The sequence below is a fragment of the Hungatella sp. SL.1.14 genome, from assembly GCF_024460495.1.
GTDB classification, from domain to species: domain Bacteria; phylum Bacillota; class Clostridia; order Lachnospirales; family Lachnospiraceae; genus Hungatella; species Hungatella hathewayi.
Window position 1 is genome coordinate 92662 of the sequence record NZ_JANFYJ010000016.1, and the last position, 24420, is coordinate 117081.

At 51.3% G+C, this 24420-nt stretch carries 23 protein-coding genes; 17 read left to right on the forward strand and 6 right to left on the reverse strand.

Annotation, left to right across the window (positions count from 1 at the left end):
• Positions 1-51: 51 nt before the first annotated feature.
• The 8 genes from NE473_RS17510 (at position 52) to NE473_RS17545 (ending at position 13136) form a co-directional block, all read left to right on the forward strand.
• Positions 52-1575 (forward strand): ABC transporter substrate-binding protein, encoded by a 1524-nt coding sequence (locus NE473_RS17510; RefSeq protein WP_055651575.1) that lies wholly within the window; start codon positions 52-54, stop codon positions 1573-1575.
• Positions 1576-1695: 120 nt separating this feature from the next.
• A complete protein-coding gene (locus NE473_RS17515; RefSeq protein WP_055651574.1) occupies positions 1696-3477 on the forward strand; it encodes a sensor histidine kinase in 1782 nt (593 codons plus the stop codon).
• On the forward strand, positions 3462-4229 hold the full coding sequence (locus tag NE473_RS17520) for a response regulator transcription factor (RefSeq protein ID WP_006771166.1): 768 nt from the start codon (positions 3462-3464) through the stop codon (positions 4227-4229). The genes NE473_RS17515 and NE473_RS17520 overlap by 16 nt, the downstream gene beginning before the upstream one ends.
• A gap of 3 nt (positions 4230-4232) precedes the next feature.
• The gene (locus NE473_RS17525) at positions 4233-7349 is read left to right on the forward strand and encodes an alpha-mannosidase (protein ID WP_256265348.1); all 3117 of its coding nucleotides are present in this window, start codon (positions 4233-4235) and stop codon (positions 7347-7349) included.
• A gap of 3 nt (positions 7350-7352) precedes the next feature.
• Positions 7353-8879, forward strand: a complete 1527-nt coding sequence (locus tag NE473_RS17530) for a sulfatase (protein WP_055651572.1) — start codon at positions 7353-7355, stop codon at positions 8877-8879.
• Positions 8848-10704, forward strand: coding sequence for a glycoside hydrolase family 20 zincin-like fold domain-containing protein (locus NE473_RS17535; RefSeq protein ID WP_055651571.1), 1857 nt, complete (start codon positions 8848-8850; stop codon positions 10702-10704). Before NE473_RS17530 ends, NE473_RS17535 begins: the two co-directional genes overlap by 32 nt.
• A 1-nt stretch (position 10705) precedes the next feature.
• Positions 10706-11641, forward strand: a complete 936-nt coding sequence (locus NE473_RS17540) for an ROK family protein (RefSeq protein WP_022030397.1) — start codon at positions 10706-10708, stop codon at positions 11639-11641.
• Between the two features lie 103 nt (positions 11642-11744).
• Positions 11745-13136 (forward strand): glycoside hydrolase family 1 protein, encoded by a 1392-nt coding sequence (locus NE473_RS17545; protein WP_055651570.1) that lies wholly within the window; start codon positions 11745-11747, stop codon positions 13134-13136.
• A 79-nt stretch (positions 13137-13215) separates the two neighbouring features.
• Here the strand turns inward: NE473_RS17545 and NE473_RS17550 are convergent, their stop codons facing one another.
• The gene (locus NE473_RS17550) at positions 13216-13599 is read right to left on the reverse strand and encodes a MerR family transcriptional regulator (RefSeq protein ID WP_006771160.1); all 384 of its coding nucleotides are present in this window, start codon (positions 13597-13599) and stop codon (positions 13216-13218) included.
• Between the two features lie 142 nt (positions 13600-13741).
• Here NE473_RS17550 and NE473_RS17555 point away from each other — a divergent pair, with 142 nt between their 5' ends.
• Positions 13742-14593 carry an aldo/keto reductase gene (locus tag NE473_RS17555; RefSeq protein WP_022030400.1) on the forward strand — a complete coding sequence of 284 codons (852 nt, stop codon included), beginning with the start codon at positions 13742-13744 and terminating at the stop codon, positions 14591-14593.
• 93 nt (positions 14594-14686) lie between these two features.
• Here the strand turns inward: NE473_RS17555 and fdxA are convergent, their stop codons facing one another.
• From fdxA to pflB, 5 genes are all read right to left on the reverse strand, one after another.
• Positions 14687-14857: a 4Fe-4S ferredoxin gene (fdxA, locus tag NE473_RS17560; protein ID WP_006771158.1), complete on the reverse strand. Its 171-nt coding sequence runs from the start codon at positions 14855-14857 to the stop codon at positions 14687-14689.
• A gap of 95 nt (positions 14858-14952) precedes the next feature.
• Positions 14953-15723, reverse strand: a complete 771-nt coding sequence (pflA, locus tag NE473_RS17565) for a pyruvate formate-lyase-activating protein (protein WP_006771157.1) — start codon at positions 15721-15723, stop codon at positions 14953-14955.
• Positions 15724-15775: 52 nt separating this feature from the next.
• The gene (gene grcA3 / locus NE473_RS17570) at positions 15776-16027 is read right to left on the reverse strand and encodes an autonomous glycyl radical cofactor GrcA3 (protein ID WP_002601986.1); all 252 of its coding nucleotides are present in this window, start codon (positions 16025-16027) and stop codon (positions 15776-15778) included.
• Between the two features lie 27 nt (positions 16028-16054).
• The gene (locus NE473_RS17575; protein ID WP_022030402.1) at positions 16055-16324 is read right to left on the reverse strand and encodes a hypothetical protein; all 270 of its coding nucleotides are present in this window, start codon (positions 16322-16324) and stop codon (positions 16055-16057) included.
• 21 nt (positions 16325-16345) lie between these two features.
• A complete protein-coding gene (gene pflB, locus NE473_RS17580) occupies positions 16346-18388 on the reverse strand; it encodes a formate C-acetyltransferase (RefSeq protein ID WP_022030403.1) in 2043 nt (680 codons plus the stop codon).
• 235 nt (positions 18389-18623) lie between these two features.
• Here pflB and NE473_RS17585 point away from each other — a divergent pair, with 235 nt between their 5' ends.
• From NE473_RS17585 to NE473_RS17620, 8 genes are all read left to right on the forward strand, one after another.
• Complete coding sequence (locus NE473_RS17585; protein ID WP_022030404.1) at positions 18624-18824, forward strand: DUF1858 domain-containing protein; 201 nt, start codon at positions 18624-18626, stop codon at positions 18822-18824.
• 307 nt (positions 18825-19131) lie between these two features.
• On the forward strand, positions 19132-19905 hold the full coding sequence (locus tag NE473_RS17590; RefSeq protein WP_256265349.1) for a GntR family transcriptional regulator: 774 nt from the start codon (positions 19132-19134) through the stop codon (positions 19903-19905).
• On the forward strand, positions 19892-20656 hold the full coding sequence (locus NE473_RS17595) for an amidohydrolase family protein (protein ID WP_055651568.1): 765 nt from the start codon (positions 19892-19894) through the stop codon (positions 20654-20656). Before NE473_RS17590 ends, NE473_RS17595 begins: the two co-directional genes overlap by 14 nt.
• Complete coding sequence (locus NE473_RS17600) at positions 20631-21116, forward strand: PTS sugar transporter subunit IIB (RefSeq protein ID WP_022030406.1); 486 nt, start codon at positions 20631-20633, stop codon at positions 21114-21116. The genes NE473_RS17595 and NE473_RS17600 overlap by 26 nt, the downstream gene beginning before the upstream one ends.
• Before the next feature lie 16 nt (positions 21117-21132).
• Positions 21133-21876 (forward strand): PTS mannose/fructose/sorbose/N-acetylgalactosamine transporter subunit IIC, encoded by a 744-nt coding sequence (locus tag NE473_RS17605; protein WP_006771147.1) that lies wholly within the window; start codon positions 21133-21135, stop codon positions 21874-21876.
• The gene (locus NE473_RS17610; RefSeq protein WP_256265350.1) at positions 21876-22709 is read left to right on the forward strand and encodes a PTS system mannose/fructose/sorbose family transporter subunit IID; all 834 of its coding nucleotides are present in this window, start codon (positions 21876-21878) and stop codon (positions 22707-22709) included. The genes NE473_RS17605 and NE473_RS17610 overlap by 1 nt, the downstream gene beginning before the upstream one ends.
• Positions 22710-22723: 14 nt before the next feature.
• A complete protein-coding gene (locus NE473_RS17615) occupies positions 22724-23446 on the forward strand; it encodes an amidohydrolase family protein (RefSeq protein ID WP_055651567.1) in 723 nt (240 codons plus the stop codon).
• Positions 23447-23459: 13 nt separating this feature from the next.
• The gene (locus NE473_RS17620) at positions 23460-24419 is read left to right on the forward strand and encodes an eIF2B alpha/beta/delta subunit family protein (RefSeq protein WP_022030407.1); all 960 of its coding nucleotides are present in this window, start codon (positions 23460-23462) and stop codon (positions 24417-24419) included.
• Position 24420 lies beyond the last annotated feature (1 nt).

Consider the following 24420-nt stretch of genomic DNA (forward strand, 5'->3'; position numbering starts at 1 on the left):
AGGCGGGATTCCCGTTGATAATAGAATAATCAGGAAAGAAGAGGATTGTTTATGAAGAAAACAGATGTATGGAAAAAAGCGGCGGCGGCCGGTTTAACCGGGCTGCTGGCAGTCGGCACAATAACCGGCTGTTCGGCGAAGACGGATACCAAAGAAGCGGAAGCTCCTGCGGGAGACACTGCACAAAAAGACGGGGCAGCCGCAAAGGACACGGCGGCCGGTACGGCAGATGGAGACATTCCGACTCTGGTATACTGGACGGTGGGAGGAACCACACCCAGCGATTTTGACCAGGATATGGACGCGATCAACGAGTATCTGGCAGAAAAGATTCACGTAAAGCTGGACTTGAAAGTGGCCGGCTGGGGCGATTATGAGAAGAAGATGAATACCATTATCAACTCGGGCGAGTATTTCGACATGATGTTTGTAAACAATACGAATTACAGCCGTTTTGTGAAAATGGGCGCGTTTGAAGATATATCCGATAAGCTGCAGTCCACGGCGCCGGAGCTTTACGAGATGATTCCTGAACAGCTCTGGAAGGGCGTGACCATCGGAGGCAAGGTCTATTCGGTACCGACCTATAAGGATTCCTCCATGGCACAGTTCTGGTATTTTGACGACCAGTATGTGCAGAAATATCACATTGATATTAATAATATCAGGACGATGCAGGATCTGGATAAACCGTTCCGTGACATGAAGGAGGGAGAGGGTAAAGGCTTTTATCCGCTTCAGATGTCACAGGGCAGTCCGTTCAATGGTTTCTTTAATGAGTATGACGGTCTGACCGCCGGTCTGCAGCCTCTCGGAGTGAAGGTGGATGATCAGACCAGAACGGTAATCTGTACGCTGGAACAGCCGGATATTATGGAGAACTTAAAGCTGCTTCACCAGTGGTATCAGGATGGCATCATCAATCCGGATGCCAATGTTCTGACTGAGCCGCAGAAGAAGCTCCCGTTTGCTTCCGCACAGGGCTGGCCCAGCGCGGTTGCGACATGGCAGGTATTAAACGGCGTGGAGAAGTATGACGCGTTTAAGGTATTCGGTCCTCTCTATTCCACTGATACCATCCAGGGCTCCATGAACGCTGTTTCCATTAATTCCAAGTATAAGGATGAGTGCTTAAAATTCCTGCAGCTTGTAAATACAGACTCCAAACTGCGCGATATGCTGGCATACGGAGTGCCGGATAAGACGTTTGTATATGTGGGAGACGGCGTGATTAAGAAGCAGACGGATACATGGCCGCTGGCGGCGTATACACAGGGAACCTTCTTCAACATGTCCATCACGGAGGATGCGGACCCGGATCAGTGGGATCAGGTAAAGAAGCAGAATGAAGAGGCGGTTTCCTCCTCCTGCCTGGGCTTCTCTCTTGATTTGACCAATATCCAGAATGAGATGTCCAACTGTCTGACCGTGTGGCAGAAGTATAAATACGACTTATTAACCGGAGCTTCCGATCCGGAGACCGCGGTTCCGGCCGTGATTCAGGAATTAAAGGCCGCAGGCTTCGACACGGTTGTTCAGGAAGCCCAGAAACAGATTAATGAATTTTATAACTAAATGACCAATATAGGACAGACCGGATGCGGATAAAGGCATCTGCTTGTGAATCGCAGATAACGACTGTATAATAAATGAGATCGACAGAAAACAAGTACGAACGGACAGAGGGAAAAGCTTATGAAAAAGACATCGGGTTCATTCTTGAAAATCAGCGTATACAGAAGGCGTTTTACAGGCACGGTCTGTTCTGTTATATTTATAGCCCTGTTTTGCCTGATCTTTGCACTCTGCTTTTTTACGACCATATGGGCGGATAACCGGTGGCAGGAGGTGCAGTCCGGCTTTATGACGCTGGAGCAGCAGAAGAGAGACCGGGCGGAACAGCTGGAAAATTATGTGAACGGCATCTATGCGAAGGCGAGTCTGATGGAGGATACAAAGACTCTGTTTGAAAGCATCACCAGCCAGGATTATACCAACCGCAGAGAGGAAAACAGCGCGCGTTCCAGCATGCAGATCGCATGGCTGCCCGGCGACATGCGGAAGCTGTTTGTAAACAGCCAGCTAAAGGTAAATGCAGTCACGATACGGTCACCCGAGGGGTTAAAGGTGATATGGCTGGACAATATTTCCGGAAATATGCGGGTGAGCTACGGGATCAAGGGAGAATGGCAGGTGCTGGACAGACCGGAAAGTGACACGGTGCTGGAATCCTTTGAGGTGAGAAATCCGGAATCCATTATGAAGAATCTCGGAACGATGACTTTTTACGGCTCCTCCAAAGATCTGTATAAAGGCAGCAGCCAGGCGTATGACTGGGCTCTGATGAAAGGGAACATGACGGTTTATGAGCATGTGAAGGGAGAACGGGAGAGGGAATGGATTCTGACTGCGTCTGGAAAGGAGGCTTTTCAGGGCTGGTTTCTGTGGAACGGGAGGCTGCCTGTATTCTATTATGAATTCGTCAACTCCTCCGGTGACAGTGAATACATATCGGCTGTGGACATCGTTTCGCTGTGGCGCGCCAACGGGGAGGGAGCCGCGACGCTGGCGGTAACCGTCCTGGTGCTGGCGGCGGGAGCTGTTATCATTACCTTTTTCAATCTGCAGGGGGAGGCGCGGTTCCTCTCCCATATTATGGATATGCTTAAGACCATGGAGCACGGTTCTTTTATAGAGGTGGGAACCATGGCCTTAAAGCGGGGCGGCCATTACAATGAGTACACGATGATTGCCGACGCATTGTCAGAGGTGAGTGTCAAGCTGGATGAATACATCCGAAAGGAGTATTTGCTGAAGCTGAAGCAGCAGGAGACGGCCATGAGGGCACTGCGCCATCAGATCAATCCGCATTTTCTCTATAATACACTGGAAAGCATCAGGGCCAGGGCGCTTATTTTGAAGGACAGGGAGACGGCCGAGGCCATCGAGGGGCTGGGCCGGCTTTACCGGACGCTGATCCGCTGCCCGGAGGTCATACCCCTGAAGAAAGAGGCCGGGCTTCTGGAGATGTATTTAAAGCTTATGGCCCTCCGGTTTAAGGATACCTTTGTATACCGGGTTGATATTGAAGAGGAGGCGGGAGAGGTGGAAACCATCGCGTTCTGGCTCCAGCCTCTGGCTGAGAATTTCTTTAACCACGGCATGGACCGGGAGAGTGAATTCAATCTTCTGATGCTGGAGGCGGTGAAGAAAGAGGGCGGAATCCTCGTTACCATGTCGGACAACGGCCTGGGGATTCCGAAGGACCGGCTTCTGGAAATCAGAAAAAATATGGTGGAGGGCGGAGATGATCCCGGAGCTGACATCGGGCTGCGCAATGTCTACATGAGACTCAATTATTTTTATGGAGAGGCCTTCACCATGAATATTGAAAATCAGGAGGCAGGCGGACTGAAAATAGATATTTTCCTTCCAACGCTGCCGGGAAAGGAGCAGGCCGCATGGTTACAGTTCTGATTGTAGATGATGAGCCCAATGTCCTGGAAGGGGTAAAGCGTCTTCTGGACTGGGAGAAATTAGGCGTGGGGCGGATTTGGACTGCGAAAACCTCTCTGGAAGTCATGTCGCGCATCATAGACTGGAATCCGGATATCTGTCTGGTGGATGTCAGAATCGGCAATGACATGGGATATGAGCTGATCGAGTGCTTAAATGGCCTTGGTATCCATTCCAACTACATCATGATGAGCGGATACGATGATTTTCATTATGTAAGAGAGGCTCTCCGCTGCGGAGCGCTGGACTATTTGCTGAAGCCGGTGGGAGCCGGGGAGCTGGAGGCGTGCATCCGCAAGGTGATCGTGGAACAGCTCCACGGGACGCTGCCGGAAGCGGAGCAGAAAAACTGCGACCCTATCTTAAAGATCGAGTACGAGGCCATGTCGCCTCTGATCCATAAGATTGTCCTGATGGTGGCGGCGGAGTACGGCGGCCATATCTCATTAAAGATCATAGCCGATAAGTTCCGCATGAATTCCACCTATCTGGGTCAGATCTTTATAAAGGAAACGGGAATGAAGTTTTCAGAATACTTAATGTGTTACCGGCTTTCCATGGCCAGGGAGCAGATCGTGAACAGCGATGAGAAAATAGCAGTGATCGCATCCTCCGTGGGTTACACAAATATGAATTATTTTTATCAGCAATTTAATCAATATTACCATACCACCCCGTCCGAGATGAGAATACGGGGCTCAGAAAGGAATTGACATATGATTTTTGCAAGGGAGAGGGCGGAGGTAATCGCCGACAAGCTGAAGAAATTAATGGTTGTCCGGAAATTCGAACTGGACAGCTGGCAGGTAAAGGAAGGCTTTTTTTTGCGGCCGGAGGAGGCCGACCGGGCGGCGGAAAGCTGGGAACCGTTTGACAGCCGTCTGATGCACTGGTACGGGCCGGACCGCCATTACTGGTTTCGGACCGTATTTACTGTTCCGGAGGAGTATGGCGGAAAAGGCTTATGGCTTCGGATCAGGACTCAGATTGAGGAGTGGGACGACGCCAAGAATCCGCAGTTTCTGGTATTTATCAACGGAGAGGCGGTTCAGGGAGCCGATATGAACCACAGGGAGGTCCTCCTTGACCGGGCGGCGACAGCGGGAGATACGGTGACGGTTGATCTGCAGGCGTATTCGGGGACGCTCCATCCGGAATTTCGCCTGATTGCGGATATAGAGGAAATCTCGAAACCGGTGAAAGACCTTTACTACGATATACAGGTTCCGTTATGGGCCATGGACCGGATGGACCAGGAAGGGAAGACGGCCATTGATATCCTGACCGTATTAAATGATGCCATCAGCCTTCTGGATTTGCGGGACGTCTATTCTGACGGCTTTTACCGTTCCGTGGAGGAGGCGCGGGCCTATATTGGAAAGGCGCTGTACGAGGACCTGGCAGGCGATGATACGGTGATTGCCACCTGCATCGGACACACCCACATCGATGTGGCATGGTGGTGGACCGTGGCCCAGTCCCGGGAAAAAGCGGCCCGCAGCTTCGCCACGGTACTGAAGCTGATGGATGAATATCCGGAGTACCGGTTTATGTCCAGTCAGCCGGTTCTCTACACGTTTGTGAAGGAACGGTATCCGGAGCTCTATGAGGAGATTCAGAGGAGGGCTCTGGAAGGACGGTGGGAGCCGGAAGGCGGCATGTGGCTGGAGGCCGACTGTAATTTAACCAGCGGAGAGAGTCTGGTGCGCCAGTTTTTATACGGCAAACGGTTTTTCATGGAGGAATTCGGCGTGGACAGCCGGGTCCTGTGGCTGCCTGACGTATTCGGCTATTCCGGTGCGCTGCCGCAGATCATGAAGAAATGCGGGATCGATTATTTCATGACGACGAAGCTGTCCTGGAACCAGTTCAACAAGGTTCCTGACGACACGCTTTTGTGGGAAGGGATCGACGGGACAAAGGTATTGACTCATTTTATCTCTACTCTGGGTGTGGGACAGAGCGTGGAACGCTTCTTTACCACATATAACGGAATCCTGCATCCGGATGCCATTATGGGCGGCTGGCAGCGCTATCAGAATAAGGAGATGAACAACGATATTTTAATCGCCTACGGCTACGGCGACGGAGGCGGCGGCCCTACCAGGGAGATGCTGGAGACGGGCAGGCGGATGGAAAAGGGAATCCGCGGCGTCCCGAAGGTGCGTCAGGAAAGTTCCCTTACCTACTTTACGGAGCTTGAAGATCGGGTGAAGGACAGCAGACGGCTTCCCGTGTGGGTCGGAGAGTTCTATTTTGAATACCACAGGGGAACGTATACCTCCATGGCCCGGAACAAGCGGTCCAACAGAAAGAGCGAGCTGCTTCTCATGGATCTGGAGCTGCTGTCCGTGCTGGCAGAGAAAAAGGGCATGGCCTACCCGAAGGAGGAACTGGAACGGCTGTGGAAAATGGTCCTGCTAAACCAGTTCCACGATATTCTCCCGGGATCATCGATTAAGGAAGTCTACGAGGTGACGAAGAGAGAGTATGAACAGATCGCAGAGGAGGGAAGTGCGCTGCTGAAAGCACGGGAGGAAGCCGTGGCAGGAGCAGGAGACGGTGTGACCGTATTCAATACTCTGGGATTTCCGCGCAGCAGCCTGACGATCCTTCCGGCCGGAGTGACGGCGTTGACGAATCAGGGTGACGTGCTGCCGAGCCAGGAGATCGGGGGCGTGCGGTACTCCCTTACGGGGGAGATTCCATCCAAGGGATACGCGGTGTACGGCGCGGCGGAACATGGCGTTTCGGACAGCGGAAAGACAGAGCCGTTCTCCGTATTAAAGACTGCAGAGGGCCTCAGTATCACCACGCCGTTTGCAAACGTGGATATGGCTGCGGATGGAAGCTTTACAAGCCTTTTCGATCTGACAGCCGGCCGTCAGGTGCTGAAAGAGAACGAAGCGGGGAACCGCCTGCGGGTATACGAGGATAAGCCCATTTACTACGATAACTGGGATATTGACGTATTCTATACAGAAAAATACTGGGATCTCGATGAGCCGGCGTCTGTTGAAGTTACCTCTGTGGGGCCGCTGTGCCTTCAGATTACGGTGAAGCGCAGCTTCATGCATTCCCGCATGACGCAGGACATTCGCTTCTACGCCCACAGTCCCAGAATTGATTTCGTCACATGGGTGGACTGGAGGGAGCACCAGTATCTGCTAAAGGCCGGATTCCCGGCAGATGTACACACGGATGAGGCGGCGTTTGACATCCAGTTCGGCAATGTGGTGAGAAAAACTCATACCAACACCAGCTGGGACAGGGCGCGGTTTGAAAGCTGCGGCCATAAATGGATGGACGTGTCGGAAGGCGGATATGGCGTCAGCCTGCTGAATGACTGCAAGTACGGCCATTCCGTCCGCGGAGGCCGGCTGGAACTGACGCTGATCAAGTCGGGCATCGAACCGAATCCTGACACGGATAACGAGGAGCACGTCTTTACCTACTCGTTCTATCCGCATCAGGGAACGTGGAAGGAAGCGGACACCCAGAAGGAGGCTGCGGATTTAAATCAGCCGCTTATCGCAGTGAACGGCGGCGTGCCCGGGAAAACTTACAGCTTTGCGGGCGTGGAGGGAGATTCCGTTGTCCTGGAGACCGTGAAGAGGAGCGAGGACGGAAGCGGCGTTATCCTGCGCCTCTATGAAAGCAGGAATCAGAGGGTGAATGCGAAAGTGAACCTTTTTTGTACACCGGCGAAGGTCATGGAATGCAGTCTGCTGGAAGAGCCGGACGACGGATCGTGTGGTGTCAGAATGGAGCAGAATGGCTTTGCATTTACCATCAGGCCATACGAGATTAAGACTTTTAAGGTGGTGTTTTAAGCGATGAAAGTAATTCTGTTTGATATCGATACGCTCAGAGCCGATCATATGGGCTGCTATGGCTACGGAAGGAATACCACGCCCGTGATGGATCAGATTGCGAAGGAGGGGGTGTGCTTTGAGCGGTACTACTGCCCCAATGCCCCCTGCCTTCCCTCCAGGGCCTCCATGGTGACCGGACTCTACGGAATCCATAGCGGGATCGTGGGTCATGGCGGTACGGCTGCGGATTTACGCCTTCAGGGGGAGACGCGGAGCTTTACGGATCAGGTGTCGGAGAACGGGCTCTTTATGCAGTTTAAAAGGGCCGGATTTCACACGGTTTCATTTTCCAGTTTTGCGGAACGCCACTCGGCCTGGTGGTTTCTCTCGGGCCTGGATGAATATTACAATCCGGGGCTTAGGGGAGGGGAATCCGCCGAGATGGTTACACCGAAGGTTATAGAGTGGCTGGAGCGGAACCGGGAGAAGGATGACTGGTTCCTTCACGTCCATTACTGGGATCCGCATACGCCGTACCGTACCCCGGAGGGAGAAAAAAGCAGGTTTCAGGATGAGCCTCTGCCGGATGACTGGATCACAGATCAGATATTTTGTGAGCATCTGCGCCACATCGGCCCCCACGGCGCCAATGAGATCAATATGTGGAATGATGAGACGTTTTCCAGATGGCCAAAGCACCCGGGCAGCTTAAAGACGAAAGACGAGGCAAAGCATTTCATTGACCTTTACGATGACAGCGTTAAGTTTACCGATGACAATATTGGTCTGATCACGTCGTGGCTTAAGGAACACGGACTTTACGGAGAAGATCTGGCCATTATCATTACCGCGGACCACGGAGAGGATCTGGGAGAATTCGGGGTCTATGGGGAACACGGCATGGCAGATGAGCCGGTCTGCCATATCCCCCTGATTATCAAATGGCCTGGAGCAGAGGGAGGACGCCGTGTTTCGGGGCTGTATGACAACACGGATTTACTTCCTACGGTGAAGGATCTTTTAGGTACAGAGACGTCCGGGGATTACCGGTATGACGGAGCCTCCTTTAAGGAAGCGCTATTCGGCGGGAGAGACGGCGGGAAGCCTTATGCGGTGCTGACCCAGTGTGCCCACGTCTGCCAGCGCAGCGTCCGGTTTGACCATTATCTCTACATCCGTACCATCCACGGCGGGTATCACCTTCTGCCGGAGGAGATGGTGTTTGATCTGGACAGCGATCCCCATCAGCTGTATAATCTGGTTAAAGAACGGCCGGAGCTTTGTGACCGCGGGGCGCGGATGATATTAGACTGGACGGACCGGATGATGAAGCAGTCAGATTCGGATCAGGATCCCTTATGGACTGTGATGCGGGAAGGTGGTCCGGAACACTGCAGAGGCCGTCTGGAGTCTTATATGGAGCGGCTTAAGGAGACCGGAAGGGCATACGGGATACCGCTTCTTGAGAAACAGTACAGCAGCGAATGGAAACACCGGAAAGAAGAGGAGAAGACAGATGAATCTAATACCGCAGCCGAAAAAGGCTGAAAGAAGAGAGGGAGAGTTTACAATAGGCTATGGGAGCTTTCTTGTGCTGGAAGAGTCCTGCGGACCGCTTCTGACAAGGCAGGCAGGGCTTTTTCTGGAGGCTCTGGAAGGCGTGATTGGTTACCGGCCGGCTCTGACCAAAGGGAAGGGCAGAGCCGGGGACATGATCCTGCGTCAGAACGATGCGCCGGGCCAGGGATATACCCTGGAAATCCGGCCGGAAGAGGTGGTTCTCACCGGCGGAGAGAAGGGGCTCTGGCACGGAATGCAGACGCTTCTGCAGATAGCGGGGCAGCAGGGGGCCGTGCTTCCGGCCATGAGTATCTGCGATGAGCCGGATATCGAAAACCGCGGATTTTACCATGATGTCACAAGAGGAAGAGTACCGAAGCTGACCTGGCTGAAAAAGCTGGCTGACCGGATGGCCTTTTATAAGCTGAACCAGATGCAGCTCTATATTGAGCACACATTTCTGTTCCGTGATTTCAGTGAAATCTGGAGAGATGACACGCCGCTGACTGCGGAAGAGATCCTGGAACTGGACCGGTACTGTCTGGAGCGGGGCATAGAGCTGGTTCCATCACTGTCCACCTTCGGACACCTTTATAAGGTGCTGGGCTCGAAGCATTACAGCCACCTGTGTGAACTGGAGGGCTCTGAGGCCATGCCTTTTTCTCTGAGAGGACGTATGCATCACCACACCATCAATGTGTCTTCTCCGGAGAGCGCCGGTTTTATTAAGGGAAAGATCCGGGAATTTGCAGCCCTGTTCTCCTCCGGACAATTCAACATCTGTGCCGATGAGACCTTCGATCTGGGAAAGGGAAGGAGCAGCGGGCTTGAGAAGGAGCTGGGGGTTCACAGACTTTATATTGATTACGTAAAGGAGTTATGTGAGTTCGTGATTTCCTGCGGTAAGCGGCCCATGTTCTGGGGCGACGTCATTACCGGAGCGCCGGAGCTTTTAAAGGAGCTTCCGGCTGGTACCGTCTGCTTAAACTGGGGATATGCGAAAGATCAGAGGGAGGATGAGACCCGGGCGCTCGATGGGGCCGGAGCCATCCAGTATCTCTGTCCCGGCGTGTGCGGCTGGAATTATCTGATTCCTCTGCTTGAAGATGCCTACAGCAATATAAAAATTATGTGTACTTATGCCCGGAAGTACAAGGCTGCCGGGGTATTGAATACAGACTGGGGCGATTTTCTGCATATCAATCATCCGGAATTCAGTATACCGGGCATGATCTACGGAGCTGCATTCTCCTGGAATACGCAGATTCCGGACTTTGAAGAGATCAACAGACAGATTTCGGAAATGGAATACGGCGATTCCACCGGGCGGTTAGTGGGTGTGCTGGCAAAGACCCAGGCGCTTAACGGCTTCACCTGGGAGACGGCGGTCCGGTTTAAGGAACTTAAGACAGGAGCTGCACCGGAATATGAGGAGGACCACAGACAGTATATACAGGGACACATGGAAGCCCTGGAGGGCGTGGATGATAAGAACCGCCGTCTGGAGGAGGTTACCGGGGAACTGTACGGACTTCTGCCCCATATGGACAGCCGTAACCGGCCGGCGGTGAAGGCGTTTGTCGTAGCTGCCGAAGGAATCGGTCTGTTTAACGAGCTGGGGAAGATCATCGCAGAGAGGGATTACGGTTTAAAATATGGTGAGAAACCGGATTCCTGGGAGCTGGCGGAGCGGCTGGAGGTGTGGCTGTACCACTATAAGGAGCTGTACCGCAGTGTCAGCCGGGAATCGGAGCTTGGAAGGATTCAGGAGATTGTTGTGTGGTATGGTGACTATTTGAGGGAGCAGAGATAAGATGGATCGCTATCTGATATTTGATTTGGGAGGGACTTCGGTGAAATATGCCGTTTCGGATAAAGACGGGGCGTTTGACACGGCCGGGGCTTTTGCAACTCCGAGGGAAGGCATGGAGAGAATGCTTGAAGAGATGGAACGGGTATATGAGGCGGTGCAGACGGGACCGGGAGTGACAGAGGCGGCGCCTTCCGGCGGTGACTCCTGCGGAACGCGGATTGTGGGAGCTGCAATCAGCTCTCCTGGAGCGGTGGACATCCGTACGGGCATGGTGGGAGGCATCAGCGCAATCCCGTATATCCATGGTATTCCGCTTGCAGAGGCGGTGAGCCGCCGCCTGAACGGAATTCCTGTCACCATGGAAAATGACGGAAATTGCGCGGCTCTCGGCGAACTGTGGAAGGGGGCGGCAGCCGGCAGGCGGAATATGGTTTCCGTGGTGTGCGGAACCGGAATCGGAGGCGCGATCGTTGTAGACGGCCGGGTATACCGGGGAAGAACCAACAACGCCGGCGAGTTCGGCAATTATCTGGTGAACCGGGAAGGCGGCCGGAAGAGAACGTGGAGTTCCTATACCATGGTGAACCAGGCCGTAAGATATGAGGAACGGACAGGAAGGCATGCCGACGGCAGAGAACTGTTCCGCCTGGCGGAGGCCGGAGACTGCGATGCCGTCCGTCTGGTGGAGGAGTTCTATGAGGCTATGGCTGTCGGCCTGTTCCAGATCCAGTTTACACTTGACACGGAACTGATCGTACTGGGAGGGGGGATCAGTGAAGCTCCCTTCGTTATCCCGGAAATCTATCAACGGATGGAACGGCTGGCTGAAAATACGGAGTTCGGCTTTCTGATGCCGGAGATCGTCCCCTGCCGGTTTGGAAATAAGGCAAACCTGTATGGGGCGTTGTACCATCATCTGACAGCCGGATATGCATAACGGTTAAACGGCGGGGCCCGCTCATACATGCATCACATGCATCGCAAAAACAAGTCAAAGAACCAGCAGAAATAAACGGATTACACGATTGCAGGAGGACAAAATGGACTATCAGTTCAGTAAGGATTTTCTATGGGGGGCGGCCAGCTCCGGTCCCCAGTCAGAGGGAAGCTTTCCGGGGGACCAAAAAGCGGAGATGGAATGGGATTACTGGTTTAAACAGGCCCCGGAGCTGTTTTACGAGGGAGTCGGGCCGTCCGTGGCCTCGGATTTCTATCACAAATATAAAGAGTATGCCGGACTTATGAAGGAGATCGGTATGAATTCCTACCGCACCTCCATTCAATGGAGCCGGCTCATCAAGGATTGTGAAGGAACGGTAAATCCGGAAGGCGCCGCGTTTTATAATGCAGTGATCGATGAACTGCTTAGCCGGGGGATCGAGCCGATCCTGTGTCTTCACCACTTTGATCTGCCCATGTACTGGGTGGAGAAGGGCGGCTTCGAAAACCGGGAAACGGTGGAGGCATTTGCAGCGTATGCGGCTCAATGCTTTGCACTGTTCGGAGACAGGGTGAAGCGGTGGATTACCTTCAATGAACCGATTGTCATCACGGAAGGCGGTTATCTCTATCAGAATCATTATCCGGCTGTCTGCGATGCGAAAAGGGCGGCGCTGGTATCGTATCATCTCCAGCTTGCCAGCAGTCTGGCGGTTAAGGCGTTCAAAAAGAGCGGCAGGGACGGGCAGATCGGCATTGTGCTGAATTTAACGCCTACCTACTGCAGAGAGCCGGAGAATGAGGCGGACAAAAAGAGTGCGGAGACTGCCGACCTGCTGTTTAACAAATCATTCCTGGACCCTTCCATAAAAGGGGAGTATCCCAAAGCCCTGGTGGAGCTGCTGAAAGAAGAAGGAATCTGCCCGGAGGCCAGAGAAGAGGACTTAGAGGTGATCCGCACCAATACGGTGGATTTTCTTGGCGTAAATTACTATCATCCGAGGCGGGTGACGAGAAGAAGCACTCCATATACAGGCCCTCTCATGCCGGAGAAGTATTTCGAGGAATACACATACGAGGGACAGAAGATGAATTTTTCCAGAGGCTGGGAGATCTATGAGCCTGCCATCTATGAAATCGCCATTCATCTGCGCGACAATTACGGCAACATCCCCTGGTATATATCGGAGAATGGAATGGGAGTGCAGGATGAGGAGCGGTTTATTGGTGCAGACGGCACCGTGGAGGATGATTACAGAATTGAATTTATACGGGATCACTTGATCTGGCTTCATAAGGCCATCGAGGAGGGCTGCAGCTGCTTTGGCTACCATCTGTGGGCCCCCTTTGACTGCTGGTCGTGGAAGAATGCGTATAAGAACCGCTATGGCATGATCCGGGTGGATATAAAGGATCACTGCCGGCTTTCGATAAAAAAATCGGGAAGGTGGTTCCGGGAGACGGCGGGGCGGGGCGGTTTTAACAAGTTCTGAAAATATGGCCGCGATTATTTCTTAGAGGTTCCCATATGCCGGTATAGCCCGTAACTTCGGACTGTACCGGCCTTTTTCGTCATTGCTTATTTTCCAGCTGATACTCTTCATATTCTTTTGTGTAGTGGTCGATTTTATGTGCAACCTTCTCAAGATGCTGCTGCATTTCTTCCATGCGTTTTTCTACCTCACACTTGTGTGCGATCAGCAATTCACACCGCTCTTTCAGCGTCTCCGGTCCCTGGTGGCTCAAATTAACAAAGTCGCGGATCTGCCTGATAGACATATCCGTGTTTTTCAGGCACGAAATTAATCCCAGCAGCTCCAGATCCTGGTCGGAGTAACTGCGGATGCCGCTTTTTGTACGCGCGACATTGAGCAGCAGCCCCTCCTTTTCGTAATATCGCAGAGTGTTTGGACTGAGATGTGTTTTTTCTGCTGCAAGTTTGATTGTATATCCCATATAAGGACCTCCTGTCTCTGGTAAACGTTCAATGAAACGGTCAAATGAAAAAAAGCCTTGACTTAGCGTTAACGCTAAGAGTTATGATTATCATACAGTATCATTTGATTATCTGTCATGAAACGAAACAGGAGGAAAAACAATGAAATCATTAACTGACTGCTACAAGCTCGCCAATGGGGTGGAAATTCCCTGCATCGGTTTCGGCACGTGGCAGACACCTGACGGGGATGTCTGCGTATCATCGGTGAAAGCTGCTATCGCAGCGGGATACCGCCACATCGATACCGCTGAAATGTATGAGAACGAAGACAGCGTGGGCAAAGCCATAAAGGAATGTGGTGTCAGCCGGGAGGAGCTCTTCGTTACCTCGAAGTTAAACAACACCGAACACGGCTACGAAAAGACCATGGCGGCGTTTGAGGGGACGATGGAAAAGCTGGGACTTAAGTATCTCGACTTATTTCTGATTCACTGGCCGAATCCCATCGCCTTCCGTGACCACTGGAAGGAGGCCAACGCCGGTACCTGGAAAGCCTTTGAGGAGCTGTACAAAGCCGGCCGTGTCCGCGCCATCGGCATCAGCAATTTCCGGCAGCATCACATCGAAGCTCTGATGGAAACCGCCACAGTTCCCCCGATGGTAAACCAGATGAAGCTTTGCCCCGGGGAGACCCAGGAGGAAGCGGCGGATTACTGCCGCTCCAGAAACATTCTGTTGGAGGCCTACAGCCCCCTCGGAACCGGCCAGATCTTCCAGGTGCCCGAGATGCAGGAGCTGGCCAGGAAATACGGGCGTTCCATCGCCCAGATCTGTATCCGCTGGAGCCTGCAAAGAGGGTATCTGCCGCTGCCCAAGTCGGTTAACCCTGCTCGGATTCAGGAGAATGCCAATGTCTTCGACTTTGAGCTGGAAGCGTCGGATGTTCAGCTGATAGCCGACTTGAAGGGATGCGTGGGATACGCCTCTGATCCGGATACAAGGACATTTTAGTAAATAAGGCTGTTTAAGAGAATTTTATAAAACAAAAAGGAGCATGGTCTGACAACCCGACGGGTATCGTTCCATGCTCCTTTATGTATTTGATTATTCCTCAGAAATAGCGCCTACAGGACAGGCACCAGCACAGGTTCCGCAGCTGATACAGGTATCAGCGTCGATTACGTACTGTCCTTCGCCCTCGGAAATTGCACTAACTGGACATTCGCCTTCACATGTTCCGCAGCTTACGCATGCATCACTAATAACATATGCCATAATAAATTACCTCCTTATATTCTATACATTTGCCTATATTCTATACTATAAATGTAAATTATTCAAGTGGAAAATGATGTAGTTTTTGTTCAAAATTAGGAGCAGAATAAATCCGGGGTACCGGCTCTTCTGTCTTTAATCCCGTGAAGGATTATTTTTTTTGCTCCCACAGCCTCTTCTCTGGACATCGGCGGCACGTCCTCCAGAGGATAGAGGATGCCGAGATTCTTATATTTTACCTTGCCCATATCGTGGTAAGGAAGTACATCCAGAGCCTTTGCGTATTTTAACGTTCCGATAAAACGGCCCAGATGGTATAAGTCTTTTTCCGAGTCCGTAAGCCCCGGTACAACCACGTGGCGTATCCACATGGGAACCTGCTTCTGATCGAGATACTCTGCAAACTGCAGAATATTCCGGTTCGAGTGACCGGTCAGCGCGCGATGCTTTTCATCGTCAATCTGCTTTAAATCCAGCATGACAAGGCGGGTGGAGGCGAGTAAACGGTCCAGCTGCTCTAAATACGCCTGATCTGAGGCGCGGAAGGTGACGCCGGAGGTGTCGAGACACGTATGAATATCCCTCCGGCATGCTTCCTCGAAGAGCTCTGTCACAAATTCCATCTGGAGAAGCGGTTCTCCGCCGGTCACCGTGATGCCTCCGCCCCGGTAGAAGGGGCGGGAAGCCTCGTACTGGTCCAGAATTTCAGAAACCGTCATGGCGGTTCCTCCATGGAGAGACCAGGTGTCGGGGTTATGACAGTACTGGCAGCGCATGGGACAGCCTTTGGTAAAGACCACCATGCGGATGCCCGGCCCGTCGACGGTGCCGAAGCTTTCAATCGAATGTATCTGACCTGTCGTCATGAGGAAAACGCCTGCCTTTCTGATGGAACGTATGTGGGAAGAAGGACGCGGATTAGATCGCGTCGTGGAACGTACGGGAGATAACCTCGTCCTGCTGTTCCTTTGTAAGTTTAATGAAGTTAACCGCGTAGCCGGAAACGCGCACGGTCAGCTGCGGATAGTTCTCCGGATGCTTCTGGGCGTCCAGTAAGGTCTCGCGGGTAAATACGTTGACATTTAAATGGTGTCCGCCTTCCTGTACGTAGCCGTCTAACAGGGAAACCAGGTTATCGATCTGAGAGTCGCTGATGTTTGTATTTGCCATGTTCTTTTCCTCCTGTAATGGTAAAAATTAATAGTTGTCTGAGAAATCCGTTCCACTGTTTTCCGGGTCTTCCTCATCGCTGTCCATACCCTCGAACAGTGTGGGCACGCTGCAGGCCAGATTCCCGGCTGCGCAGTCCAGGGAATTCATGGTGGTAACGGTTTTTGCAGTGGTGGTATCCGCGCTGACATTTCCGTCTTCATCCGAGCGGATATTCATATGACCGCCGCCGCCGGACATAAATGCATCCAGCATGGCGACGATATCGTCAATCTTTTTTTCATCAGGGGCTGCCATAAAAGCACTTCCTTCCTCGATTTAAATGTTGTCTAAATCCACTTCCAGATCGCCGGTAAAGATCTGATCTTCCTTGCCGAGCGCGCCGGGCACGATGGAGAAGGTATTGGAAATACCATCCTGTGCATCTTTAAATGGAAGCTTTGCAACGGAAGCCAGAGAAGCAACGGCTCCGTGGCTGTCGCGGTGGTGCATCGGGTTGGCGCCCGGAGCAAATGCCTCTCCTGCCTTTCTGCCATCCGGTGTTGCGCCGGTATTCTTGCCGTATACGACATTGGAGGTGATGGTCAGGATCGAGGTGGTCGGGATACCTCCGCGGTAAGTGTGGTTGCCCTTTACGTAGTTCATAAAGGTGTGGACAAGATCGCTGGCCAGCTGGTCGACGCGGTCGTCATTGTTGCCGTACTTCGGGAAATCCCCTTCTACGATATAATCCACGACGATGCCGTTTTCATCACGCACGGTCTTTACCTTAGCGTATTTGATTGCGGATAAGGAGTCGGCCACTACGGATAAACCGGCGATACCGGTCGCAAACCAGCGGGTGACCTTTTTGTCGTGAAGTGCCATCTGCACACGCTCGTAGGAGTATTTGTCATGCATATAGTGAATGATGTTTAAGGTGTTGACATAAACGCGGGCCAGCCATCTCATCATGTCCTTGTATGCCTCCATGACCTCGTCAAAATCGAGATATTCGGAGGTGATCGGACGGTACTTCGGACCTACCTGCTTCTTTGTCACCTCATCGATACCGCCGTTGATGGCGTATAATAAGCATTTTGCTAAGTTGGCGCGGGCGCCGAAGAACTGCATCTCCTTGCCGACACGCATGGAAGACACACAGCAGGCAATGGCGTAATCGTCGCCGTGGGTGACTCTCATCAGGTCATCGTTCTCGTACTGGATGGAGGAGGACTCGATGGAAGTCTTTGCACAGAATCTCTTAAAGTTTTCCGGCAGTCTGGTGGACCAGAGAACCGTTAAGTTCGGCTCCGGAGCGGTTCCTAAATTCTGTAAGGTGTGTAAATAACGGTAAGACATTTTGGTGACCATGTGGCGTCCGTCGATGCCGACACCGCCGATGGACTCGGTAACCCAGGTCGGGTCGCCGGAGAACAGCTCGTTGTATTCCGGGGTACGCGCAAATTTTACGAGACGCAGTTTCATAATGAAGTGATCGACGAACTCCTGAATCTCTTCCTCTGTAAATGTGCCCTCCGCCAAATCTCTCTGTGCGTAGATATCAATGAAGGTGGAAGTACGTCCCAGAGACATTGCGGCACCGTTCTGTTCCTTGACGGCTGCCAGGTAACCCAGATAGGTCCACTGGATGGCCTCCTTGACGTTCGTGGCCGGCCTGGAGATATCGAAGCCGTAGATAGCGCCCAGCTTCTTTAATTCACCCAGTGCGCGAAGCTGCTCGGACAGCTCTTCCCGCTCACGGATAACGTCAGAGTACATGATGGTACGGGTGGTCGCTTTCTGCTCTTCCTTATTCTCAATCAGACGGTCAATGCCGTATAAAGCAACGCGGCGGTAGTCGCCGATGATACGGCCGCGGCCGTATGCATCCGGAAGACCGGTGATGATGTGATTGGAGCGGCAGGCACGCATCTCAGGCGTGTAAGCGTCGAATACACCTGCGTTGTGAGTCTTTCTGTGAACGGTAAAGAATTCCTTAATCTCCGGATCAATGGTGTAGCCGTTGTCCGCACAGGCCTTCTCCGCCATGCGGATGCCGCCGTAAGGCTGTAAGGAACGCTTGAAGGGCTTGTCTGTCTGAAAACCTACAATTTTTTCTTTATCCTGATCGAGATAGCCCGGTCCATGGGAGGTGATGGTGGAAACAACTTTCGTATCCATATCCAGCACACCGCCGGCCTCTCTTTCTTTTGCGGACAGATCCATAACCTGGGCCCATAAATCTTTCGTTGCCTGGGTTGGACCTGCGAGGAAGGAGTCATCGCCGTCATAAGGGGTATAGTTCTTCTGTATAAAGTCTCTGACATTGATTTCTCTTTCCCAGACGCCGCCGCTAAAATCTCTCCACTCTGGTCTCATAATGTTGTACCTCCGTCGAATGCTTATTTATAAGTAAAAGTAATGAATGAGTGCCATCAAAAGTTATTATTCATACAACTTTTGTATGAATACATTATAGTTGAATACTGTATACACGTCAAGTCCCTGTAATGATAAAATTTTTACAAAAATGGCTGGACAATCCCTTGCTATTTCGGAAGAAAAGTATTATATTATAGAAACAGTATGTACATTTTTAAAGGAGGAATACACGATGCAGATTAGTAAAGATATGTTAATTGGCGCTCTGATCCAGATGGATGATTGCATTGCACCGATTTTAATGCGCGCCGGCATGCACTGTCTTGGCTGCCCGGCTTCTCAGGGCGAGTCTTTGGAAGAAGCATGCATGGTTCATGGAATTGACTGTGATACACTGGTTTCTAATATTAATGAAGTTCTTGCAGAGAGATAAGGAAACTTTTTATTCATAGGGGCACCGGCCATTTTTGATGGCCGGTGTTTTTTATGTGACAGGAAAGTGTCCCTGTTACATAAAAAGCTCTCCGGTGCTCTATCAGGAAAACTGGGCCAATGCAGCCCCACTATATGTTATGACAAGATGGCGAGATGTTATATATTAGAAAATACGAGATAAGCGTTTGTAATTACTTTATATATATGATAAAATAAATATCAGATTAAATTATACAAAATAAACAAAGGATGTTGACAAACATGTTATAACATGTTATTATAACATCACAGACAAGGAGGAACATATGGAACAACCCATCAGGCTAGGCAAGGATTCTAAGGTACCGATCCATCAACAGCTGTATTCCTATATAAAAGAAAGGATCGTAGAAGGCTTTTATAAAGAGAATGAGACCATTCCGTCAGAGAAAGAGATGCAGGAGATGTTCGAAGTCAGCAGGATCACGGTCCGCAGAGCCATATCAGATCTGGAGCATGACGGCTATCTAATTAAGCGGAAAGGACGCGGAACCATCGTATGCCCACAGAAAAAGGAGCGCGATATGTCTGTTTTCAACAGCTTCAGCGGGGATGCGAAGGTCAAGGGTGACAAACCGGGCTCTATTATTCTTCAATGCAAGGAAGTGGAGGCGAGCGTTAAAATTGCGGAGATGCTTCAGGTGGAGACCGGGGAAAAGGTCTATTTTCTGAAACGGCTCAGGCTGTTAAACGGGCGGATTATTGCCCTGAATGAGACGTATGTCAGCGGGCGGCTTGGCTTTGCGATCAGAGGTGAAGATTTTGATTCCGCGACGTCCCTGTATGAGTATCTGGAACAGCATGGGATTGTGCTTGGAAGCGCGGATGAGACGCTGGAAGCCAAGATGGCGACTTCGGAGATTCGCAGGGAGCTGTTTTTGGAGGAGAGCCAGCCTCTGGTCTACAAAGAGCGGGTTACGTATGATATGAACGGAAGACCGGTAGAATTTTCTGAGAATTCCTACTTGTCAGATTCTTACAAATACTATATTCATATTACCAATGTAAGAGGGGAGGGAAATACAGGTGAAAAGGTATGATTTCCATTCACATCTCGGGAAGACCAGATCCGGAGACGCGAATAATGCGGATCAGCTGGTGCGGGAGCTTGGTGAATTTGGAATCACAAAGGTGGGGATCTGTTCCTTATCGGGAAACGGCATGCGGCCGCAGAATGATCTTGTCTATGAAGCCATGTGCCAGTATCCGGGAATCGTTGAAGGATATGCGGATATTGATCCCAAGGCGCCGGATGCGTTTGATGAGATCCACAGGACGCTGGGCGATTTAAGGATGAATGGAGTAAAATTCATGGCATGGAAGCACGGTTACGCGGTGGAGAACTGCCCCAGTCTGGGACCGGTTATTGATGAGATTGGAAAATACGGCGTCCACATTCAGATTCATGGAGGAGCGAGTCCTCTGTGCACGCCGTTCGTCTGGATCGATCATGCGAAGCGGAGACCGGATATGAGGTTTGTATTTACTCATGTCTGCGGGAGGGAATTTGGGTACAGCTGCATCGAGGCGATCCGTGATCTGGACAATTTCTGGGTGGAGACGTCGGCCAACATGGAAATTGATATTCTTCGGAAGGCTGTGGAGGTGCTGGGGCCGGAACGAATGCTGTTCGGAACCGACTGGCCATATAAGCCGACCAATATTGAGGTTGAGAAATTGTATCATTTAGGGCTTAGCGAATCGGAGCTGGAACTTGTATTTTACAAGAACGCCGAGAAGTTATGGGAAAGGAAGGAGCAGCACCATGGTTGTAACACACATGAGAATTGATGACCGGCTGATTCACGGACAGATTGTAACCGCATGGATATCGGACTCGAAAGCAGAAGAAATCCTTGTGGCTGACGATATGGCTGCAAAGGACCCGACGCAGCAGATGCTGTTAAAGCTGGCAGTTCCTGCAAAGATTAAACTGGCGATTGTGACAGTTGAAAAAGCGGCCGAACTTTTAAAGGAAGACCAGTCCGATACAAAAGTACTTCTGATCGTAAGAAATCCAAAAACGGCATTAGATTTATTTGAACGGGGCTTTACTATTGAGAGCGTCAATGTGGGGAATATCAGCAACGCCCGTTCAACAGTGGGGAGAAAACGCCTTCTGCCTTATATTTACGTGGAGCCTGAGGATGTGGAGAATCTAAAGGCGATTGCGGAAAAGAATATAAGACTTGATGTGAGGGCGGTGCCAAACGATAAGTCCATAGACGGACTTGCGCTCATTTCCAAATAGGAGAAGGGAGAAACGTATGAGTTTGTTAGTGAAAGCTGTCCTTGTAGCGCTGGTTACATGGCTGACATTTTTTGATAAGTATTGTACGCAGTTCTTTACATACAGGCCGATTGTAATCGGCCCGATTATCGGACTGATCATGGGGGATTTAAAGATGGGGCTGATGGTAGGCTGTACCATCGAGCTGATGTTCTTAGGACAGGTATTTGTGGGGACGGCACTTCCGCCGGAGGAGACGTTCAGCACCATCATTGCAACTGCATTTGCATGTATCTCCGGCAGTACGGAGGTTGCGCTGGCAACCGCACTGCCGCTTGCAATTCTGGGGCAGATGGGAATGTATTTCCGGAATATGGTGCTCTGCGTGTGGACCCAGCACAGGCTGGAGGCCGCTGTTGAACGGGGAAGCAGAAGGGGCATCACCATGAACTGCCTGATTTTGCCCAATGTCTTCAATTTCGTTCTTTTCTCAGTTCCTGTTTTCCTTGCAATCTACTTAGGGGCAGGACCGGTTCAGGCGATTATCAATGCGATTCCGAAGGTGATTATCGACGGTCTGGCCGTAGGCGGCGGAATGATCGGTGCGGTAGGACTTGCGCTTCTTTTGAAGTGTATTAATGTAAAGCATATCTGGTACTATTTCCTGATTGGATTCTTTTTCTCCAGCTTTTTGAACATCAATCCGATTGGAATTACGCTGATTGCAGTCGTATGTGTGGCAATGGCCTATTATCGTGAGATGGACAGGGAGGTGGCATAATGGCGGAGAATACCGATTTAACAAAACTCAGTAAAAAAGATCTGATGAAGATGTATATCTATTCCCAGGCATTTGTAAGCGGCTTCAACTATGAAAAACAGGAAGTTCCGGGCTTTGCATTTTCCATGATGCCGGTAATCGAAAAAGTATACAAAAATGAGGAAGACAAGAAAGAGGCGTACAGACGCCATACAGAGCTTTTCCTGACAGAGGCCAGACTCTCCCATTTCGTCATCGGCGTGACCGCGGCGATGGAGGAACGCAACGCGAATGAACACGACATTGATCCGGTCAGCATCAACGCCATCAAGGCTGCTTTGATGGGACCTTTGGCGGGAATCGGCGATTCCCTCTATCACGGAACACTGCGTCCGATTATCGCGGGCCTGGCGGTATCCATGGTGATTGCCAGCGGATATACCAGCATGGTGGGACCGCTGCTCTTTGTTCTGGTTATGGCTGGCGTCGGACAGCTTCTGCGCTACTTTGGTATCTTCAAAGGCTACGAAAAGGGCGTTGAATTTGTCGGTGCGATGCAGAGCTCAGGCCTGATCGACAAGATGACGAGGCTGGCGGGAATTGCCGCATACGCTGTTATCGGCGGCTTCGTGTACAAATTCGTAACGATTAACGTTCCATGGACGTATAAGGCAGGCGAAACTGTGGTCAGCCTTCAGTCTACACTGGATGGCATTGTTCCCGGCATTCTTCCGCTTTTGTATACACTGCTGATGCTGTGGCTCATGGATAAGAAGAAAATGAATCCGGTAATCCTGATGTTAGTTACCATGCTGGTCGGAATCGCCGGTTATGCGGTTGGCATCTTAGGATAGCCGGGAGGTAGAAGATGATTATTGATTATCATTCCCATATAAAATGGGACCGGGATACCAATCAATATGATACGGAAGCACTGCTCCTGGATATGCAGGAGAACCAGATAGACAAACGCGTCGTATCGGCACTGGCCGGATTTTCCATAAGAGAACAGAACGATGCGGTGGCAGAGATGGTAAAGGCGCATCCGGACAGAATCGTGGGTTCTGCGGTGATCAATCCGAAGGAGAGGGACTGTGTGGCAGAGATGGAAAGGATTGCGGCCTCCGGCTGTTTTAAAACCATCGAGCTGGATTCCATGGAGCACTGCTACTATCCGGAGACGATGCCGGTCCTTGACACGATTATTGAAATTGCAGTGGCAAACCACATGCCTGTGAATGTATTCACAGGCTGGGGCTGCCGTACCATGCCGGCGCAGTGGGCGTATTACGCCAGACGCCATCCGGATATGACGATGGTTCTTCTGCATATGGGGACCACCGATTTTGGGTATGGCTGCGTGGAGCTTGTCCCTCAGTATGAGAATCTGATGGTGGAAACCTCCTGTATGTATGAATTTCCCATTTTGAGAAAGGCATTCAGCCAGATTCCGAAGGAGCGTTTTCTCTTTGGAACCCACTATCCGGATAAGCTTACGGTGTGTTCGGTCCACACCTTCGACTTACTTAAACTTCCGGAGGAGCTTAAGGAGTGTATGTTTTATAAAAATGCCGGGCGTCTGCTCGCGTGAATGAGGAAATAGAATGAAGAGAGAAGAAGTTCGACAACTGTTGAATGACCAGGCGTCCAGGCTGTTTGACGATATCGTAAACAGCCGTGTCCTGGGTGCCAACAATCATATACGCATGATTGGGGAAATCATGCTTCTGACTGCTGAGGACGAGTCGGAAAATGGGAAAAGTGTTCTTTATAAGGTGAGAGAAACGGCCCGTTTCTTCATGGAGACAAGGGGCCAGCAGAGCCGGGCAGTCTATCATGCGATCCAGTATTATATCAAGGGGCTGGATGAGCTTGAAAACTGTGGGGAAGAGGAGATCCGGGCTCGCATCACGGAGCGGATAGGCGCTTATGGAGTGGATGCCGCAAAGGATATGGACACGCTGGTCTCCTATGGCGTTCATATATCGGAGAACATGGATACCATCATGATCTTTGACTATTCCAGCACGGTTGACCGTTTTGTGGCGGAGCTGGGAAGAAAACGCACCATCTATATTCCGGAGAGCAGGGCGCTTGACGGTGGGAGGCCCTTTGTTAAAACGGCGCTGGAGGCGGGCCATGAGGTCCATTTTATTCCTGATACGACGATGCTTGTGGCTCTGAAGCAGTGCCAGGCGGCATTTATGGGAGCCGAGACTGTCTATCCGGATGGAACGGTTTTTAATACAGTAGGATCAGATATCCTGGCGATCCTGTGCCGGGAGATCCGGATACCGCTGTATGTGCTGACGCCGATGATAAAAGTGGATACAAGACCTGTATCAGGCTATATCAGGCTGTCTCCCATGCCATTTGACTACGGTCCCCGCCTGGCGGGAGCCTGGGAGCCGGAGCTTCGGGAGCAGGTGGATTTTAAGGGAATCAAGCTTTTGGAGATCGCTCCGGAGTACATCCGTGCATTGATAACGGAGAGGGGAATTATTCCGTCTTCTGCCTTTTTCCATGAGGCGATGGAATACGCCCGTTCATTAGAGGGGAGATGAG